The organism is Sphaerisporangium sp. NPDC088356 (genome assembly GCF_040685555.1).
Lineage (GTDB): Bacteria > Actinomycetota > Actinomycetes > Streptosporangiales > Streptosporangiaceae > Sphaerisporangium.
Genome location: NZ_JBFBIK010000139.1, coordinates 1 through 17580, shown reverse-complemented (window position 1 = coordinate 17580; position 17580 = coordinate 1). Strand labels below are relative to the sequence as shown.

The following is a 17580-nucleotide window of genomic DNA, read 5'->3' as shown; positions in this document are numbered from 1 at the left end:
TACGCACAAACGTTCGAGCCGCTTCCGCGCTTCATCCCCGCCCTGAAGGACGGGGCCTTCACGCTGTACCTGTTGGTAAGGCACCGGTGCCGGTTGGGAGGGCGTCCGCCGGGACCGTGTGCCCTGTCCGGCGCCGTCGCGCCCAGGCGTGGATTGGGCGCGGTCTCAGGTGAGCGATTCCATAGTGGCTCGTGCGCCCCCTCATTCGCCGCCGCTATCCACAGAACGGCGCTCGGATTCCTGGAGGGACGGGCACCGTCTGAGAATGGTCCCGTTCACAGACCTGGACTCACCAGATCTTGGAGGGAGATCGACATGCACCGCAACGAGGTGACGCTGGTCGGGCGGTTGTCCAGGGCGCCGAGGGGCAAGGAGTTGCCGAGCGGCGACCTGATGACGATGTGGGGCGTGGCGGTGCGCCGGCCGCTCGACCACGCGAGCGGCAAGAAGGCCGACGGCATCGCCTGCGTCACCTTCGATCCGGAGGTGAGTGCTCGCGTGGCCGGCTGGCGGGTCGACGACGTGATCAGCGTCGAAGGCGCGCTGCACCAGAGATATCGGGGCGGACCAGGCGGAGGTGCCAGCACCTACGAGGTCGAGGTCCACCGGGCGAGCAGGCTCGAGCCCGGCCGTCTGTCCCTCGCCGCCGACAAGCCCCCCAAACAGCCGACCAGACAGCCCGAAACCACCTCCCAGCAGCCTGCCACCACCATCGACCCGATCGAGCGGCCGGCCATGCGGGCCGAGCCTCCCCATGGCCCGGTCGAGGGCTTGGGCGTGCAGGTCGAGCCTCCCCGTGAACCCGTCGAGGACCTGGTCGTGCGGGCCCGACCTCCCCATGACCCCGGTCGAGAACCTTGCCACGCAGGCTGAGGCTCCCCGTGAGCGGGTCGAGCGCAGTGTGTCAGCCGGTCGTGAAGGTGCGGAGGATGAGGCCGGTGCGGGGCTTCGGGCCGAATGAGGTCGACTTGCGGGGCACCTGCTCGCCCTCGGCGGCTATGGCGAGCACGTCCTCCACGTTCAGCGGCCGTACGATCACGGCGGTGCCCGACTCGCGGCGAGCCATCTTCGCGGCGAGAGCGGGGTCGTGGTGCACGATGAGCACCGACTGCTCGTCGTCCTGGATGCCCCACACCTTGGGCAGGAGGAATTCCGACAGCACCGAGGTCACGAGCGACTTCCAGCGCGCTGATCGCGACGCGGGCATCGCGTGCTCGACCTGGACGGGGTCGGGGTCGGTCAGCAGATGGCTCGGGCCGTTCCCCGCCAGGACGAACGCCGGGCCGACCGCCGAGGCCAGCGCCTCAAGCGCCTCCTCCACGTGGGCGAAGTCGTGCACCTGCCAGGCGCCCTTCGCGCGCGCCGCCGCCTCCTGCAGAGGAAGTCCGGGGATCACCCGGTGGATCGCCTTGAGGTCGGGAGGGTAGGCCGTCGAGTCGACGAGGAGGGCGAGACCGAAGTCCCAGGGGCCGGCTCCGCGCCCTTCGGCGTGGTAGTCCCGCTGGAGGGCGAGGTAGGTGGCGTACCGGTGGTGGCCGTCGGCGATGAGCGCCTGGTGGCCGTAGAGCTCGGCCGCGACGCCGTCGAGCTCCGCCTGGTCGGTGAGCGCCCACAGGCGATGGGCGATGCCGTCGCCGGTCAGCACGTCGACCAGAGGCGACCGGGTCGCGGTCACGTCGTCGATCAGGCGAGCGGTGGACCCGCCGTTGCCTTCGTAGAGCAGGAAGATGGGCTCCAGATTGCTCTCGGTGGTTCGCATGAGCGCGAGGCGGTCGGCGACCGTGCCGGGCATGACATTCTCATGGGGGAGCACGATGCGCTTGCGGGGGTCGGAGAGGCCAAGATCTCCGATCAGACCGCGCAACAGGACACCGGGGCCGCTCTGCTCGTACACGTAGAGCGCGGGGAGGTCATCGGCGACGAGGACGCCGGAGGCGAGCCATGAGAGCAGCGTCTCGCGGGCCTCGGCGTAGCGGTGCTGGTCGGAGCCGGGAAGGATCAGCCGCACCACGTTGTTGGGGTGAGCGTCCAGGAGAGTCTGGACGTCTTCCCGCGAGATGAGGTCGTACGGTGGGGAGGTGACTGCCGCCAGATCGTCGACTGCGAAGCGCACACCGCGGAACGGGCGCAGCACCAGTCCGTCAGGCGACGGCAGTTCAGGAATGGCCATACCGGGCATGGTGCCATAAAGGCCTGAGTCGCTTAGAGACAGCCCCGACGTCGTAGCGCCGCCCGGCTCGTCAGGAAGCCGGGATTGACTTGTCGTCAGAAGGAGGCCTCGAAACATGGTGCAGGGACCGAGTGGCCAGTCTGAATCCCCCGACTACGAGCCCACCGCTCCCGCGGGTGATGTCTATGAGTGGTTTCAAAGAGGGGTCAAGCTGCTGAAAGACGGCAGCCCAGCCGCGGCGGCGGCGATTCTCGCCCGGGCCGCGGACGCCGAGCCCGACTCGCGCAGCATCCGGGAGGCCCTTGCCAGGGCGCAGTTCAACTCGCGCCGTTACGAGGAGGCCGCCGACAGTTTCCGATGGATCGTCGCGGCCAATCCGACCGAGGATTATGCGTATTTCGGTCTGGGCATGGCGCTGTGGCGCACCGGAGACATGGAGGCGGCGGAGGAGCCCCTGACCATCGCCGTGGCGATGCGGCCGGATCTGCGCGACTATGTCTCCGCACTGAAGCAGGTAAAGGCCACCTTGCGAGCGAGGCAGACATGATCCGCCTTGTGCAGCGAGTCGGCAATTTTCGCTTTTATCCGAAATAGTGGGTGCATGGAGACCGCACTGATCGACCGTTACGACACCCTGTTGCTTGATCTCGACGGGGTCGTCTACCTCGGGCGCGAGGCGGTGAAGGGTGCCCCTGAGGCACTCACCCGCGCCCACGACACCGGCGTGCGGCTCGCCTACGTCACCAACAACGCCTCTCGCACGCCGGCCGCCATCGCCGAGCACCTGGTGTCCCTCGGCGTGCCGGCGACGCCCGACGACGTCGTGACCTCCGCCCAGGCCGCCGCCCGGCTCATCGCCGAGCGGGTGCCCCCCGGTTCCGCGGTCCTCGTGGTCGGGGGCATGGGCCTGCGCTGCGCCGTACGGGCACAGGGCCTGCGCCCGGTGACGACGGCGGCCGACTCTCCGGCGGCCGTCGTGGAGGGCATCTCGCCTGATCTCTCTTACGCCCTGCTGTGCGAGGGCGCGCTAGCCGTACGGCAGGGAGCCTGGTTCGTCGCGGCCAACCTGGACACGACGATGCCGACGAACCGCGGCGTGCTGCCAGGCAACGGGGCGCTGACCCGCGTGATCGCGACCGCCACGGGGGTCGAGCCCGTCTCGGCGGGCAAGCCCGAGCCGCCGCTGCACAGGGAGTCGATGCTCCGCACCGGGGCCACGAGGCCGCTGATCGTGGGGGACCGGCTCGACACCGACATCGAGGCGGCCACGCGGGCGGGGGTCGACAGCCTGCTCGTGCTGAGCGGGGTGTCAGGCCCGATCGACCTGCTCACGGCACCGCCCGAGCACCGCCCCACGTACATCGCCGCCGATGTGTCCGCCATCCACGAGCCGCCCGCGCCGGCAGAGGCGATCGGGGACGAGTGGTCCAGGGGCGGGTGGACCGCGCGCTGGGAGGCGCGGGGCCTGCGCCTGACGGGCGGCGGTGACCCTCTGGACGGCCTGCGCGCCGCGTGCGCCGCCGCCTGGGCCCATGCGGGCGACGGGCGTGCGGACGAGGACGCGCTCAAACAGGCACTGGAGACCCTGAAGCTCTGAGGGCGTCACAAGCCGGCGGAGAAGGCTCAGAGCGAATCCGCCGGTGGGGTGGCTCAGAGACAGGCCGGTAGGGCCGCTCAGAGAGAGGCCGCCGGTGGAGCGGCTCATGGAAGCCGCCGTAGGGGGACTCAGAGAGTGCCGGTGGGGCGGTTCAGAGGAGCTTGCGCAGGCGCAGCAGGTCTCCCAGGCTGGCGTCGATCTTCACGCGTCCACCGAGCAGGGCCCGCGCCATGTCGAGCTCGCCGTTCACCATGGAGAGCAGGTCGTCGCTGGAGATCCGGATGCGCACCTCGGCCGGGCGCCCGTCGACCGGGGGGACCTCGGTGAACGTCTGGAGACCATCGTGGTTGATCCTGCCGAAGAACGTCACGTCAAGGTCGGTGATCCGGCAGCTGATGCTCCTGTCCACCACGTGCTTCGAACGAGTCGCCTGATCAAGCTCGCCGAACTGCTCGGCAAGCTTGTCCAGCGCCGTCCGGCACTCGTCGACGGTCGCCATGCGTCGTATCCCTTCTCATCCGCCGAAGCTCCTCTGACCTACGGAAGGTAGCGTTTCACTTGAGTACTACGCGAAATCCGGCGCGCGGGCGCGGCCTGGGAGAGAAGAGCATCGCACGGGTGACAGCTTCGGATACGGTCAGGGGCAACGGCCATCGCGTAGGCGGCGGTCACCTGGCGCGCGATCACACCATCATGGCCGCGATCGAAGCCGTGACCAAGGGCGACACCGCGACTCCGCGGTACACGGCGGCGGTGCGCCGTCATGATCACGACGCAGGCGGGTGGAAAGAGCGGATGACGGAGAGCGGCGAGGTTCGGGTGGTGGCTGCCCTGACCCGGCTGAGCGGCCTCGGCGACCTCCCCGTGCGTGAGCACGTCGCGGTCTTCGAGGAAGTCCTGAGCGGGCTTGAGGCGACCCTCGCCTCGGTGGGCGACGCGTCCGCCACCACGGGCGACGCGTCCTCCCCTGCGAGTGGCGTGCCGGCCCCTGCGAGTGGCGTGCCTGCCGCTCGGAGCGGGGTGTCCGCCGCTTGGAGTGGCGTGTCCGCCTCCCCGGGGGACGGCCGCAGGTGAGCCACCGGCGTCACGCGATCTCGCGGAGCGTCCCGAGGGGGGCGCGGTGAGCCGCCGCATCCGTCTCGACAGCGAGCTGGTCCGGCGCGGCCTGGCACGCTCCCGCGAGCAGGCCGCCGACCTCATCACCGGCGGCCGGGTCAGCGTCGGCGGACGCACGGCGGCCAAGGCGGCCACCCAGGTCGACACGGCCTCGGCCATCGTCGTCGCCGAGGCCGCCGAGGGCCCCGATTACGTCTCGCGGGGCGCCCACAAGCTCCTCGGCGCGATCGAGGCGTTCGGGCCGCGCGGGCTGGGCGTCGAGGGACGCCGCTGCCTGGACGCGGGGGCCTCGACCGGCGGGTTCACCGATGTGCTGCTCCGCGCGGGCGTGGCCCACGTGCTCGCGGTCGACGTCGGGTACGGCCAGCTCGCCTGGCCGCTGCGCACCGACGAGCGGGTCACCGTGATGGAGCGGGTCAACGTCCGCGACCTCACCCCCGAGATGGTGGGCGAGCCGCCCACCCTGGTCGTCGGCGACCTGTCGTTCATCTCCCTGCGCCTGGTGCTGCCCGCCCTGACGGCCTGCGCGGCCCCCGAGGCCGACTTCGTGATGCTGGTAAAGCCGCAGTTCGAGGTGGGCAAGGAGCGGGTGGGCGCGGGCGGGGTCGTCCGAGACCCGGTGCTGCGCGCCGGAGCCGTCCGTGACGTCGCGCGGGCGGCGTCCGAGCTCGGCCTTGCGGTGCGCGGGGTGACGGCGAGCCCGCTGCCCGGCCCGTCGGGCAACGTCGAGTACCTCATCTGGCTCGGGAAGGGCCCCGGGCCGGAGCCGGTGGCCGATCTCGACACCGAGATCGAGCGTGCCGTCGCGGAAGGTCCCCAGTAGTGCGCGGAGTGCCCGCCGGACGAGCGGAGTGACCATGGACAACAGCGCGAAGCGCACGGTGCTGATCACCGCCCACACCGGGCGCGAGCCCGCGGTCGACAGCGCGCGGCTGGTGATCCAGCGGTTCCTGGAGGAGGGCTTCACGGTCCGGGTCATGGAGCCGGAGGCCGAGGAGATCGGTGTCCCGGGAGTCGACGTCGTGCCGGCGGGCTCCGCCGCCGCGGAGGACGCCGAGGTGCTCATGGTGCTGGGCGGTGACGGCACGCTGCTGCGAGCCGCCGAGCTGGCCCGTCCCGCGCGCACCCCCCTGCTCGGGGTCAACCTCGGCCACGTGGGCTTCCTCGCGGAGGCCGAGATGGCCGACCTCGCCGAGGCCGTCGACCGCGTGGTGACCGGCAGGTACACCGTCGAGGAGCGCATGACCATCGACGTGAGGGTCCGGGCCAACGGCGAGACGCTGGCGTCCACCTGGGCCCTGAACGAGGCGAGCGTCGAGAAGCGCGACCGCATGCTGGAGGTCGTCGCCGAGATCGACGGCAGGCCGCTGTCCCGTTGGGGGTGCGACGGTGTGATCTGCGCCACCCCGACCGGTTCGACGGCCTACGCGTTCTCCGCGGGCGGCCCGGTCGTCTGGCCCGAGGTGGAGGCGCTGCTGCTGGTGCCCAACAGCGCCCACGCGCTCTTCGCGCGCCCCCTGGTGGTGTCCCCGAGGTCGACGATCGCCGTGGAGCTCCTGCCGGGCACGCCGGGCGGTGTGCTGTGGTGCGACGGCCGGCGGCGGTTCGACCTCCCGCCGGGCGTGCGGGTCGAGATGCGGCGCGCCGACCTTCCCGTACGGCTGGCGCGGCTGCACGACGCCGACACGACCGGAGCGCCCTTCACCGACCGGCTCGTCGCCAAGTTCGACCTTCCCGTCCAGGGGTGGCGCGGGCGCGTGCGCCCCTAGCCAGGAGGCGTGCGCGACCTTGGCCGAGGCCGCGCGAACGACCCGGTCCGGGGCGTTGACGACCCCAGTCATCGAAAACCTTGGCGATTTCCGCGTAGGATCGACCCGCACGGAGAGGTGACCGAGCCAAGCCCCACACGGTCCGGCGAGGTGTGCCCGATCGGAGGCAGCGCGGCGAAACGGCGGGAGGGACCCAGTGCGGCCACGGGTCGATGAGGTCCGGATCAAAGGGCTCGGGGTGATCGATGAGGCTGTTCTGAAGCTCTCATCGGGTTTCACCGTCGTCACGGGCGAGACCGGCGCGGGCAAGACGATGGTGGTGACCGGGCTCGGCCTGCTGTTCGGCGGCCGGGCCGATCCCGCGCGCGTCCGTCCCGGCGCCGAGCGCGCCACGGTCGAGGGCACGCTGGTCGTCGAGGCAGGGGGCCGCGTCGCCCAGCAGGTGGAGGACGCCGGCGGCGCCATCGAGGACGGCGAGCTCATCATCGCGAGGAGTGTCTCCAGCGAGGGCCGCTCGCGCGCGTGGCTGGGCGGCAGGTCCGTCCCGGTCGGCACACTCACCTACCTCGCCGAGGACCTCGTCGCCGTCCACGGCCAGATGGACCAGCAGCGGTTGCTCCAGCCCGCCCGCCAGCGCGCCGCCCTCGACCGCTACGCCGGCGAGGAGCTGGTAAAGCCGCTGCGCGCCTACACCCAGGCTTACAAGCGCCACAAGGAAGTCAGCCAGACCCTCGAAGAGCTCACCACCCGGGCCCGCGAGCGGGCGCAGGAGGCCGACCACCTCCGCTTCGGCCTGGAGGAGATCGAGAAGGCCGATCCCAAGCCGGGTGAGGAACTTGAGCTCAAGCAGGAGGAGGAGCGCCTCGCGCACGCCGACTCCCTGAAGACCGCTGCCGTCGACGCCCACACCGCCCTGCTCGGCGACCCCATGGGAAGCCTCCAGAGCGCGCAGGACGCCGTGTCGCTGCTCGGGCAGGCGCGTGCGGCCGTCGAGGCGGTCAGGTCGTACGACACGACGCTGTCCGCCATCGGCGACCGGCTCGCCGAGGCGGGCTATCTGGTGTCAGACGTGGCCACCGAGCTCGCCGCCTACTCCGAGTCCGTCGACGCCGACCCTTCCAGGCTGGCCGCCGTGCAGGAGCGCCGCGCGATGGTGAACGGCCTGGTCAGGAAGTACGGCGGGGACACCGCGGCGGTCCTGGCCTGGGCAAGGGAGGCCGCCGCCCGGGTGACCGAGCTTGAGGGCGACGACGACCGCATCGCCGAGCTCACGCGCGAGCACGAGGAGCTCCTCACGCGGCTCACCGAGCTCGCGGCCGAGGTGACCGGCATCCGCACGGCCGCCGCCGAGCGTTTCGGCGAGGCCGTCACCGCCGAGCTGACCGCGCTCGCCATGCCCCACGCCAAGGTGGTCGTGGTGCTCACGCCGAGCGGCCAGTTCGGTCCCGACGGGGCCGACGAGATCGAGCTGCGCATGATGTCCCATCCGGGGGCCCCGGCGCTGCCGCTCAACAAGGGCGCCTCCGGGGGTGAGCTCAGCCGGGTCATGCTGGCCATCGAGGTCGTCTTCGCCGGCGCCGACCCGGTGCCCACCTTCGTGTTCGACGAGGTCGACGCGGGCGTGGGCGGCAAGGCGGCGGTGGAGATCGGGCGGCGCCTCGCCCGCCTGGCCCGCACGGCGCAGGTGATCGTCGTGACCCACCTGCCGCAGGTCGCGGCCTTCGCCGACCAGCACCTGGTCGTCGAGAAGGCCAGTGACGGCCGCGTGGTCCGCAGCGGCGTCACCGCGCTCGACCGGGAGGCCAGGGCGAGGGAGCTGTCGCGCATGCTGGCCGGTCTCGAAGATTCCGAGCTCGGCCGGGCGCACGCCGAGGAGCTGCTGTCGATCGCCGCGGCGGACAAGGCGGCAAGCTGAGCTCAGGCCCAGATGCCCCTGCTCGGGGGGCATGCGGAGGGGACTCACCGGGGTCGCGAGGGCCCGTGGTCGCGCGCTACGTGCCCGCCCCCCCAGCGACAGTGACAAAACTGACACGCCATGATGCGGGCACATCTTGGTCGCACGCTCTGGCAGGATGGTTCGTGATGAAGGTGCCGACCTTTAAGGTTCAGGGCCTCCGCCGCAGGAAGGTGTCAGACCTTCCCGGGGTGACGGCAGTGGCGAGGATCGACCGGCGGACCAAGAGGCTGACCAAGCGCCTCAGGCCCGGGGAAATCGCGATCATCGATCACGTCGACGTCGACCGGGTGAGCGCGGAGGCTCTTGTCGCGTGCGGTGTTTCGGTCGTGGTGAACATCGCGGCCAGCATCAGTGGGCGCTACCCGAACCTCGGCCCGCAGATCCTGGTCAACGCCGGGGTGACGCTCGTCGACGGCTCCACCCCCGAGATCTTCGACCGCGTGCGCGACGGTGACGTGGTGCGCGTCCACGACGGGGAGATCTACCTCGACGAGGAGCTCGTCGGCAAGGGCGAGGCGGTCACGGCCGAGACCATCGAGGCCGCCATGACCGAGGCGCGGGCGGGCCTGTCGATCCAGATCGAAGACTTCGCCATGAACACCATGGAGTACATCCGCCGCGAGCGCGACCTGCTCATCGACGGCGTCGGGGTGCCCGACATCCGCACCTCGATGGAGGGCAGGCACGTCCTCGTCGTGGTGCGCGGCTACCACTACAAGGAGGACATCGCCACCCTCCGCTCCTACATCAGGGAGTACCGCCCGATCCTGATCGGCGTGGACGGCGGCGCCGACGCCCTGATGGAGGCCGGCTACCTGCCCGATCTCATCGTGGGCGACTTCGACTCGGTCTCCGAGCGCGCGCTCTGCTGCGGCGCCGAGCTGGTCGTGCACGCCTACCGTGACGGCCGGGCGCCGGGGCTCGAGCGGGTGCAGCAGCTCGGCCAGCAGGCGGTGATCTTCCCCGCCGCCGGCACCAGCGAGGACATCGCGATCCTGCTCGCCGACGAGAAGGGTGCGAGCCTGATCGTGGCGGTCGGCACGCACGGCACGCTGGTGGAGTTCCTCGACAAGGGCCGGTCGGGCATGGCGAGCACCTTCCTGACCCGGCTGCGGGTCGGCGGCAAGCTCGTGGAGGCCAAGGGCGTGAGCAGGCTCTACCGCAGCCGCATCTCCATCGGCTCTCTGCTGCTGCTCGTGGCCACCGCTCTTTTCACCGTGGGCGTGGTCCTGTGGTTCTCGCCGATGGGCAAGGTCTGGCTGAACGGACTTCGGGACGCCTGGAACGGTTTCATCTTCTGGTTGGTCGGGCTCTTCTCTTGATCGATTTTCGCTATCACCTCGTCTCCATCGTCGCGATCTTCCTCGCGCTGGCCGTGGGCATCGTGCTCGGCAGCACGGTCCTGAACGCCCCGCTGGTCGCGTCCACCGAGAAGATCACCGCGCAGCTGCGCGCCAACAACAACGAGCTGCACTCGCAGCTGACCGACCTGCAGTCGCGCGGCGAGGCCGGCGACACCTTCGTCGCCGACCGGCTCCCGCAGCTCGTGCAGGCGGTCCTGACCGGCGAGCGCGTCGTGATCGTGGAGGCGCCCGGAGCCGACTCCAAGCTCCGCGAGCCGCTCCAGCAGGTGCTCACGCAGGCCGGGGCCACGGTGAGCGGGCGGGTCACGATCACCGAGAAGTTCCTCAACGCCGACCAGGCGAGGGTGATCGACCAGCTCGCGACCACGGCCAAGCCCACCGCCCTGGCCTTCGCCCCGGACGCCACCCCGTACCAGAAGGCCGCGGCGGTGCTCGCGAGCGCCATCGTGACCGCCGACAAGACGCAGGCCGACAAGGAGAACCCCTCGGCCGCGGGGGTGCTCGACTCCTTCGAGAACGGTGGCCTGGTGACCCTCGACGGCGACCCGGGCAGGCGCGCGACGCTCGCCCTCATGGTGGCGCCCGCTACCCCCTACGAGGGGGAGACCGCCGAGGCGCAGACCGCCGCCGTCGTCTCGCTGGCCGCGGGTCTCGACGACGCCGGCGAGGGCACCGTCGTCGCCGGGGCGGTTCCGACCTCGACCGCCGCGGGCGTCATCGCCGCGCTGCGCGCCGACAGCGACGTGTCGGCGAAGGTCTCCACCGTCGACAACATCAATATGGCCTTCGGCCAGGCCGTGGTGGTCTACTCTCTGCGGGAGCAGGTGGGCGGGGACACCGGGCAGTACGGCCTCGGCTCCGACGCCACGGCCGCGGAGCCGTCCCCCTCGCCCACGCCCACCCCCACGGGGGCCGCGGGCGGCTGACCTGCCCCTGACGACCACGCTCCCCGGCCTCACGCCGGGCGCTCCTGACGAAGAGGGATCTGCTGTGGCCCATCGCTCCTGGCTCGGCGCCCTGGCGGGCGCGGCCCTCGGCGCCGTCGCGGCCCGCGCGGCCTACGCCGCGTTCACCCGCCGCCCGCCGATCGGCGACGAGAAGACCTGGACGCGCACCAACCATCGCGGCGAGCCGATCACCCTGCTCGAAGGTCCCGCCTTCGTCGCCGGGGCGGGAGTGGCCGCCGCCCTCGCTCCGGGCCTGCCCGCACGGGCGCGCGCCGCCGCGGTGCTCGCGTGCGCGGGCAGCGGCGCGCTCGGCGCGTACGACGACCTGCACGGGGCCGCCTCCTCCAAGGGCTTCAAGGGGCACCTGACGGCGCTGGCACGTGGCGAGGTGACCAGCGGCGCGGTGAAGATCCTCGGCATCGGGGCGGCGGGCCTGGCCGCCGCCGCGCTCCTGCCCCGTGACCCTGGCGACTCCGGGCGGGGGCCCGTGGCCTGGTCGGTGGACACCCTGCTCAACGGCGCCCTGATCGCCGCGAGCGCCAACCTGGCGAACCTTTTCGACCTTCGTCCCGGCCGCGCCATCAAGGTCGGCCTGCTGACCGGCGCACCCCTGCTGGCCGCGTCCCTGACGAAGGGCACCCCGGCGGGCGCCGCCCTCACCGCCGTGCCGATCGGCGCGGGAGTCGCCCTGCTGCCGGAGGACCTGGGCGAGCGGGCGATGCTCGGAGACGCGGGGGCCAACGCGCTCGGCGCGCTGCTCGGGGTCGCCGCGGTCACGGGGCTCCGGCGCCCTTCCCGCCTCGCCGTGCTCGGAACGGTGGCGGCGCTCACCGCCGCGTCCGAGAAGGTGAGCTTCACCAAGGTCATCGCCGGCAGCCCGGCGCTCCACCGTCTCGACATGCTGGGCCGCCGCCCCGCATGACCGTACCGGCATGATCAAACGGGTGGGTCAGGGCGTCGCCGCGGCGGCGGTCCTGATCGGGTTCATCACGATCCTGGCGCGGGTCGTCGGCTTCGCCAAGCAGTTGGTGCTCGCCCGTACCGTCGGCACGAACTGCCTGGCCACGGCCTACTTCACGGCCAACCAGGTGCCGAACATCGTCTTCGAGGTCGTCGTGGGCGGCGCGCTGGCCGGCATGGTCGTCCCCGTGCTCGCCGGAGCGGCGTCCCGTTCCCTCACCCCGGACACCGGCGTGCGCGTACGGGCGGGGGGTGCTCCGGCGGACTCCGGTGAGAGCGCCGCCGAGTCGGTGCGGGCCCGGGACGAGGTCGGGGTGATCACCTCGGCCCTGCTGACCTGGGTTCTGGTCCTGCTGGTGCCGCTGAGCGTCGTCACCGTGCTCGCCGCCCACCCTGTGATCGAGCTGTTCGCCGGTGAGGTGAAGGGATGCGCCACCGGGGATCTCACGGCCGTGGCCACCCGGATGCTGGCCGTCTTCGCGCCGCAGATCCCGCTGTACGGCCTGGCGGTGGTGCTGTACGGCGTGCTGCAGGCCCATCGGCGGTTCACCGGCCCGGCCGTGGCCCCGCTGGTGTCCAGCCTGGTGGTGGTCTTCGCTTACCTCGCCTTCGTGCCGCTCAGCGAGGGAGTCAAGGACCCCCTGTCGGCCGTGCCGCGCCCCGCCGAGCTCGCCCTGTCGGTGGGCACGACGCTGGGCGTCCTCGCGCTGGTGGTGGCCGTGATCGGGCCCTCCTCCCGGCTCGGGCTCCGGCTGAGGCCCACCCTGCGCTTCCCCGAGGGCGTCGCCGTGCGCGTCCGCCGCTTGGCCGTGGCGGGGCTGAGCGCCCTGGTCGCGCAGCAGGCGGCCATGGCCCTGGTGGTCTGGCTCGCCAACCGCCAGGTCGGGGCGGGCGGGCTGGCCGGCTACAACTACGCGTGGGCGATCTACCAGGTGCCCTACGCCGTGCTCGCGGTGCCCATCGCCACGAGCGTGTTCCCCGCGCTCTCCGCGCGCGCCGAGCGCGGGGACGGGGACGGCTTCGCGGCCCTGTCCGCGCAGACGACCCGGGCCGTCGTGCTGGTCTCCGGGCTCGCCGCCGGCGCGCTCGCGGCCGTCGCGGCCCCGGTGGCGGCGGTGTTCGTCGAAGGCATGGCCAGCGACGTCTCGGCCGGGCAGCTCGCCAGGTCCATCGCCCTCTTCGCGCCGGGGCTGATCGGGTACGGGCTGATCGCCCACCTGAGCCGTGTGCTGTACGCGGCGGGGAAGGGCAGGGCGGCGGCCGCCGGCATGGTGACCGGCTGGCTGGTGGTCATGGTGGCGCAGACCGCCTTCGTGCTGGCGTTCCCCGGCCCGTGGAAGCTTGGAGGGCTGGCCCTCGGCAGCGCGGCCGGCATGACCGCCGGAGGGGCGCTGCTGCTGGCGGCGGTCGCCCGCACGCGGGGCTCCGCGGCGCTTGCGGGCGTCGTGCGCGCATCGCTCGCCGCCGTGCTGGGAGGCGGCGCGGGGTTCCTCGCGGGCCTTCTGATCATCTCGCGCCTGAGCGTCCACGGGCCGGTTGCCAACGTGGGCGTGGCCGCGCTGGCCGGGCTCGCGGCCGTGACGGTCTCCTTGGCCGTGGTGCTCGTGATGGACAGGCGCGACCTGGCCTCGGTGCTCTCCCGCGTGCGCGGGAGGGGCACCGATCAAGGACGGCAGGCCGACGCCGATGCCGGGGGCATCGTGGCAGCCGGTGAGGCGGGGCGGGTCGTGGACGGGCGGCGGGAAGGGAATGATGGCGATGGCTGAGGCGGCGGGGCGCGTGGTCCTGGTGCTCGGCACCAGCGCGGGCGGGGTGGGCCGGCACGTACGGATGCTGGCCGGGGGGCTGGCCCGCGACGGGCGCCAGGTCGTCGTGGCGGGTCCCGCGAGCACGGACGAGGCGTTCGGGTTCGCCGGGGTCGCCCGTTTCGTGGAGGTCCCCATCTCCGACCGGCCGCGCCCCCTGAGTGACGTGCGCGCGGTTGAGCGCCTGAGGAGGGTGACGTCCAGGGCGGACGTCGTCCACGCCCATGGGCTGCGCGCCGGAGCGCTGGCCGCGCTCGCCCTCGCGGGGCGCCGTACCCGCCTGGTGGTCACCCTGCACAACGCCCTCACCGCGACGGGGGCGATTGGCGCGATATATGGGGTTTTAGAGCGCATTGTCGCGAAAAAAGCTGATCTGCTGTTGGTCGTCGCGCCTGATCTGGGGGAGCGGATGCGCGCCCGGGGTGCGCGGAGCGTCGCGGACGCCGTCGTCCCCGCGCCACCTCTCGCTCCGCCACGGAGAACGGTCGAGGAGGTCCGCGCCGAGCTGGAGCCGGGGGACCGCCCGATCTTGCTGACGATCGCCCGGCTGGCCCAGCAGAAGGGCCTGGAGACGCTGCTGGACGCCGCGCGGGGCCCGTACCCCGGCCCCGGCCCGCTGTTCGTGGTCGCAGGGGAGGGGCCGCTGCGCGGCGGGCTCCAGGAGCGGGTCGACGCGGAAGAGCTGCCCGTCCGGCTGCTGGGCGACCGTGCCGACGTGGCCGACCTGCTCCAGGCGGCCGGGGCTCTGCTCGTGCCGAGCCGGTGGGAGGGGCAGCCGCTGAACGTGCAGGAGGCGCTCCGCGCGGGCACGCCGATCATCGCGACGGCCGTCGGGGGCATCCCAGGCATGGTGGGCGACGCCGCCCTGCTGGTGCCGCCGGGAGACGCGGAGGCCCTGCGGCGCGAGATCGCGAGGCTGCTGGCCGACCCGGGTCTGGCCGGTCGTCTCTCCGCCGCCGCGGCGGCGCGTCCGCTGCCGGACGAGGAGGCCGCGCTCCGTGCGGTCCGCGAGGCGTACTGGGCGCTCCCGGACACCGAACCCCCGGTGCCGTTCAAAGGCTGATTAGGTAAGGCTTATGTGCTCGCCTATACTCCTCGTCTGAGGGGGGGAGTATCCCTTCGCGACAGCCTCGTCATCACGGTACGTCCCTTACGGCGTGCCCGGGGCTGCCGGTCCGAGGCCTCAAGGCGCGGGCGGGAGAGACCTCCGGCACTTTGACGCGGGCCGGAGGTTTGTCTTGGACGTATCCGTGTGGGCATGGGCGGCGGTCATCGGCGGGTTGCTGGTGGTTCTGGCCGTAGACCTGTGGATTGTCGACAGGGGCGAGCCCCGCGAGTTCTCGATGCGCCAGGCCGGATTCTGGGTCGGCTTCTACGTCGGGCTGGCGGTGTTGTTCGGGGCCGGGCTGCTCGCCGTCGAGGGCATGGGCAAGGCCGGTGAGTTCTTCGCCGGTTATCTCACTGAATACAGTTTGAGCGTCGACAACCTGTTCGTGTTCTACATCATCATGGGCCGGTTCGCGGTTCCCAAGATCTACCAGCACAAGGTTCTTCTCGTCGGCGTGCTGATGGCCCTGGTGATGCGCGGCATCTTCATCGTCGTGGGCGCCGCCGCCCTGGAGCGTTTCAGCTGGTTGTTCTACGTATTCGGCGCCTTCCTCATCTACACCGCGGTCAACATGCTGCGCGGTCAGGATGAGGAGGAGTTCAAGGAGAACCTCCTGCTGCGGTGGGTGCGCCGGATCTTCCCGACCACCGACGGCTTCGTCGGCTCCAAGATCACCGCCCGGGTGGGCGGGCGCCGCATGGTGACCCCCATGCTGATCGTGATGATCGCCATCGGCACCACCGACCTGCTGTTCGCCCTCGACTCGATTCCGGCGATCTTCGGCCTCACCAAGGACGCGTTCATCGTGTTCACCGCCAACGCGTTCGCCCTGATGGGGCTGCGTCAGCTGTACTTCCTGCTTGGTGGTCTGCTGCAGCGGTTGGTCTACATCAGCTACGGTCTGTCGTTCATTTTGGGCTTCATCGGGGTTAAGCTCGTCCTGGAGGCCTTGCACACCACCAGTGGTGTCTCCTGGGCGCCGGAAGTGCCGATCTGGGTCTCCCTCTCGGTCATCGGCGTCACGATGGTGGTAACCACCGTGGCCAGCCTGATCAAGGCCAGGCGCGACAAGAAGGCCGGCGAAGCCACCGCCCCCGCGAAGGTGTCCCAGGGGTAGTGAATTGGTGCTTGAAGCGATTTGCTTGTCTCGTATTGCTATGTAACGGCGACGGGATGGGTAACATTCGGCGACAAGTCACAATCCGGTCTCTGGCCGCAAACATCACCAAAGGTTCCCCGTGTCCAACGATTCGCCAAGCCACAGTCGCCGCCGGGTACGGCTGGCACGTGGCGTTTCCCCCTGGCTGGCCCCTACGGTCGCCGCCGCCGTGCTCTCGGCGGCGCTGGCCCGGCGGTCCCGCCCGTGGGTGCTCGCGGCGGCTCCGCTGACCGCTCTCACAGGCGCCATGCTGTGGTTCTTCCGCGATCCTGACCGCGACCCCGGCGCCGGACTGGTGCTCAGCCCGGCCGATGGGGTGGTCCAGAGCATCGACCCCCAGCCGGACGGCCGTACGCGCGTCGCGATCTTCATGAGCCCGCTGAACGTCCACGTGAACCGCGCCCCGCTCGACGGCACGGTCACCTCGACGCGGCATGTGGCGGGCGGGTTCAAGCCCGCGTTCAACAAGGACAGCGACCAGAACGAGCGGGTCGTCTGGCACTTCGACACGGCACTGGGCGACATCGAGCTCGTGCAGATCGCCGGAGCGGTGGCGCGCCGCATCGTCCCCTACATCGGCGCGGGTGCCAAGGTCTCTCGAGGCGAGCGGATCGGGCTGATCCGCTTCGGCTCGCGGGTGGACATCTACCTTCCAGAAGGGATCGCCCCAGCGGTGACCGTTGGGCAGCGGACGACGGCAGGAGTGACTCGCATTGACCACGGCTGACGCAGGCTGGTCCATGGAGGGCGTGGACGAGGACGAAGAACCACGGGGGCCCGTCGGGAAGGCGTTCCGGCTCTCCGCCGCGGACTCGCTCTCCCTGGGCAACGCGATCTGCGGCTTCATGGCCGTCTGCGTGCTGGCGTGGTCGGCGATCGCCCAGCTCCAGCAGTCGCGCGAGTTCCATCCCGACCCGCGCTACTTCGCCACCGCCGTGGTGCTGCTGCTGATCGGCGCCACCTGCGACCTGTTCGACGGCCTGGTTGCCAGGAAGTTCCGGGCCTCGGCCATGGGCGCCGAGCTCGACAACCTGGCCGACGTGATCAGCTTCGGCTTCGCCCCCGCCTTCATGGTGGTGGCCTGGGCGGGCTTCTCCCAGAAGCTCCCGCTGTGGCTGGTGCTCTGCGCCGCCGTCTCCGTCCTCGCGGCGGGTGTCGTACGGCTGGCGCGTTTCGCCTGCGTGAAGACCAAGAGCGGCGACTTCATGGGCCTGCCCATCCCCATGGGCGCGATGACCGTGGTGTCGATCGTGCTGCTGTTCGAGCCGTCGTACTTCACGGTGATCGGGGTCTTCGCGGTGGCCTGGCTCATGGTCAGCCGCATCGAGTACCCCAAGCCGAAGGGCAACCTGGCGGCGGTCGTGCTGGCCTGGATCATGGTCAACGTCGCCTGCCTCACCATCTGGGCGGCCGACCTCACGGGCGGCGACCTGCTGATCCAGATCGGCGCCTCCATGCAGATCGCGCTGGTGTCCGCGATCCCGCTGCGTGTGCTGATGTTCAAGCGCGAGCAGCGCAAGGAGCGTAAGGAGACCGAGAGCGTCGTCCGGTGACCTTGTCATAGCTCGCGGAACGGGCCGGGTGGCACCCGGGGGCCGGGCCGGTGCCGGTCGGCAGAGCCCACCTCA

17 protein-coding genes are annotated in these 17580 nt (G+C 71.4%); 15 read left to right on the top strand and 2 right to left on the bottom strand.

Translation table 11 applies throughout. From position 1 onward, the window contains the following. The first annotated feature begins 315 nt into the window (after nt 1–315). The gene (locus AB0O34_RS32295) at nt 316–873 is read left to right on the top strand and encodes a single-stranded DNA-binding protein (RefSeq protein WP_363921960.1); all 558 of its coding nucleotides are present in this window, start codon (nt 316–318) and stop codon (nt 871–873) included. 31 nt (nt 874–904) lie between these two features. Here the strand turns inward: AB0O34_RS32295 and AB0O34_RS32290 are convergent, their stop codons facing one another. Beyond that, on the bottom strand, nt 905–2170 hold the full coding sequence (locus AB0O34_RS32290) for a DUF1015 domain-containing protein (RefSeq protein ID WP_363921958.1): 1266 nt from the start codon (nt 2168–2170) through the stop codon (nt 905–907). Between the two features lie 115 nt (nt 2171–2285). Here AB0O34_RS32290 and AB0O34_RS32285 point away from each other — a divergent pair, with 115 nt between their 5' ends. Beyond that, on the top strand, nt 2286–2717 hold the full coding sequence (locus tag AB0O34_RS32285; protein WP_363921956.1) for a tetratricopeptide repeat protein: 432 nt from the start codon (nt 2286–2288) through the stop codon (nt 2715–2717). A 54-nt stretch (nt 2718–2771) separates the two neighbouring features. Then, the gene (locus AB0O34_RS32280) at nt 2772–3767 is read left to right on the top strand and encodes an HAD-IIA family hydrolase (protein ID WP_363921954.1); all 996 of its coding nucleotides are present in this window, start codon (nt 2772–2774) and stop codon (nt 3765–3767) included. 151 nt (nt 3768–3918) lie between these two features. On the opposite strand, the gene AB0O34_RS32275 is transcribed toward AB0O34_RS32280, so the two are convergent. Then, on the bottom strand, nt 3919–4266 hold the full coding sequence (locus AB0O34_RS32275) for an SCP2 sterol-binding domain-containing protein (RefSeq protein WP_363921952.1): 348 nt from the start codon (nt 4264–4266) through the stop codon (nt 3919–3921). Nucleotides 4267–4385: 119 nt separating this feature from the next. Here AB0O34_RS32275 and AB0O34_RS32270 point away from each other — a divergent pair, with 119 nt between their 5' ends. The 12 genes from AB0O34_RS32270 (at nt 4386) to pssA (ending at nt 17505) form a co-directional block, all read left to right on the top strand. Further along, complete coding sequence (locus tag AB0O34_RS32270; protein ID WP_363921951.1) at nt 4386–4841, top strand: hypothetical protein; 456 nt, start codon at nt 4386–4388, stop codon at nt 4839–4841. Between the two features lie 46 nt (nt 4842–4887). After that, nucleotides 4888–5706, top strand: coding sequence for a TlyA family RNA methyltransferase (locus AB0O34_RS32265; protein WP_363921949.1), 819 nt, complete (start codon nt 4888–4890; stop codon nt 5704–5706). Nucleotides 5707–5740: 34 nt separating this feature from the next. Next, nucleotides 5741–6652 carry an NAD kinase gene (locus tag AB0O34_RS32260; protein ID WP_363921947.1) on the top strand — a complete coding sequence of 304 codons (912 nt, stop codon included), beginning with the start codon at nt 5741–5743 and terminating at the stop codon, nt 6650–6652. 196 nt (nt 6653–6848) lie between these two features. Beyond that, a complete protein-coding gene (recN, locus tag AB0O34_RS32255) occupies nt 6849–8567 on the top strand; it encodes a DNA repair protein RecN (RefSeq protein ID WP_363921945.1) in 1719 nt (572 codons plus the stop codon). A 167-nt stretch (nt 8568–8734) separates the two neighbouring features. Then, on the top strand, nt 8735–9931 hold the full coding sequence (gene steA, locus AB0O34_RS32250; RefSeq protein ID WP_363921943.1) for a putative cytokinetic ring protein SteA: 1197 nt from the start codon (nt 8735–8737) through the stop codon (nt 9929–9931). Beyond that, nucleotides 9928–10899 carry a copper transporter gene (locus AB0O34_RS32245; protein ID WP_363921941.1) on the top strand — a complete coding sequence of 324 codons (972 nt, stop codon included), beginning with the start codon at nt 9928–9930 and terminating at the stop codon, nt 10897–10899. Before steA ends, AB0O34_RS32245 begins: the two co-directional genes overlap by 4 nt. A 64-nt stretch (nt 10900–10963) precedes the next feature. Further along, complete coding sequence (locus tag AB0O34_RS32240; protein ID WP_363921939.1) at nt 10964–11842, top strand: hypothetical protein; 879 nt, start codon at nt 10964–10966, stop codon at nt 11840–11842. A 10-nt stretch (nt 11843–11852) separates the two neighbouring features. Further along, nucleotides 11853–13646, top strand: a complete 1794-nt coding sequence (locus AB0O34_RS32235) for a lipid II flippase MurJ (RefSeq protein ID WP_363921937.1) — start codon at nt 11853–11855, stop codon at nt 13644–13646. Next, nucleotides 13639–14748 carry a glycosyltransferase family 4 protein gene (locus AB0O34_RS32230; protein ID WP_363921935.1) on the top strand — a complete coding sequence of 370 codons (1110 nt, stop codon included), beginning with the start codon at nt 13639–13641 and terminating at the stop codon, nt 14746–14748. The genes AB0O34_RS32235 and AB0O34_RS32230 overlap by 8 nt, the downstream gene beginning before the upstream one ends. A gap of 175 nt (nt 14749–14923) precedes the next feature. Further along, nucleotides 14924–15910, top strand: coding sequence for a TerC family protein (locus AB0O34_RS32225; RefSeq protein ID WP_363921962.1), 987 nt, complete (start codon nt 14924–14926; stop codon nt 15908–15910). Nucleotides 15911–16031: 121 nt separating this feature from the next. Further along, entirely contained in the window at nt 16032–16679 is a 648-nt protein-coding gene (locus AB0O34_RS32220) for a phosphatidylserine decarboxylase (protein ID WP_363921933.1), read from the top strand. Then, the gene (gene pssA / locus AB0O34_RS32215; protein ID WP_363921931.1) at nt 16666–17505 is read left to right on the top strand and encodes a CDP-diacylglycerol--serine O-phosphatidyltransferase; all 840 of its coding nucleotides are present in this window, start codon (nt 16666–16668) and stop codon (nt 17503–17505) included. The genes AB0O34_RS32220 and pssA overlap by 14 nt, the downstream gene beginning before the upstream one ends. Nucleotides 17506–17580 lie beyond the last annotated feature (75 nt).

What these genes read in the sequence shown, in the direction of transcription:
- AB0O34_RS32295 (WP_363921960.1), top strand. Translation starts at nt 316, where the DNA reads ATGCACCGCAACGAGGTGACGCTGGTCGGGCGGTTGTCCAGGGCGCCG.
- AB0O34_RS32290 (WP_363921958.1), bottom strand. Translation starts at nt 2,170, where the DNA reads ATGGCCATTCCTGAACTGCCGTCGCCTGACGGACTGGTGCTGCGCCCG.
- AB0O34_RS32285 (WP_363921956.1), top strand. Translation starts at nt 2,286, where the DNA reads ATGGTGCAGGGACCGAGTGGCCAGTCTGAATCCCCCGACTACGAGCCC.
- AB0O34_RS32280 (WP_363921954.1), top strand. Translation starts at nt 2,772, where the DNA reads ATGGAGACCGCACTGATCGACCGTTACGACACCCTGTTGCTTGATCTC.
- AB0O34_RS32275 (WP_363921952.1), bottom strand. Translation starts at nt 4,266, where the DNA reads ATGGCGACCGTCGACGAGTGCCGGACGGCGCTGGACAAGCTTGCCGAG.
- AB0O34_RS32260 (WP_363921947.1), top strand. Translation starts at nt 5,741, where the DNA reads ATGGACAACAGCGCGAAGCGCACGGTGCTGATCACCGCCCACACCGGG.
- steA (WP_363921943.1), top strand. Translation starts at nt 8,735, where the DNA reads ATGAAGGTGCCGACCTTTAAGGTTCAGGGCCTCCGCCGCAGGAAGGTG.
- AB0O34_RS32235 (WP_363921937.1), top strand. Translation starts at nt 11,853, where the DNA reads ATGATCAAACGGGTGGGTCAGGGCGTCGCCGCGGCGGCGGTCCTGATC.
- AB0O34_RS32230 (WP_363921935.1), top strand. Translation starts at nt 13,639, where the DNA reads ATGGCTGAGGCGGCGGGGCGCGTGGTCCTGGTGCTCGGCACCAGCGCG.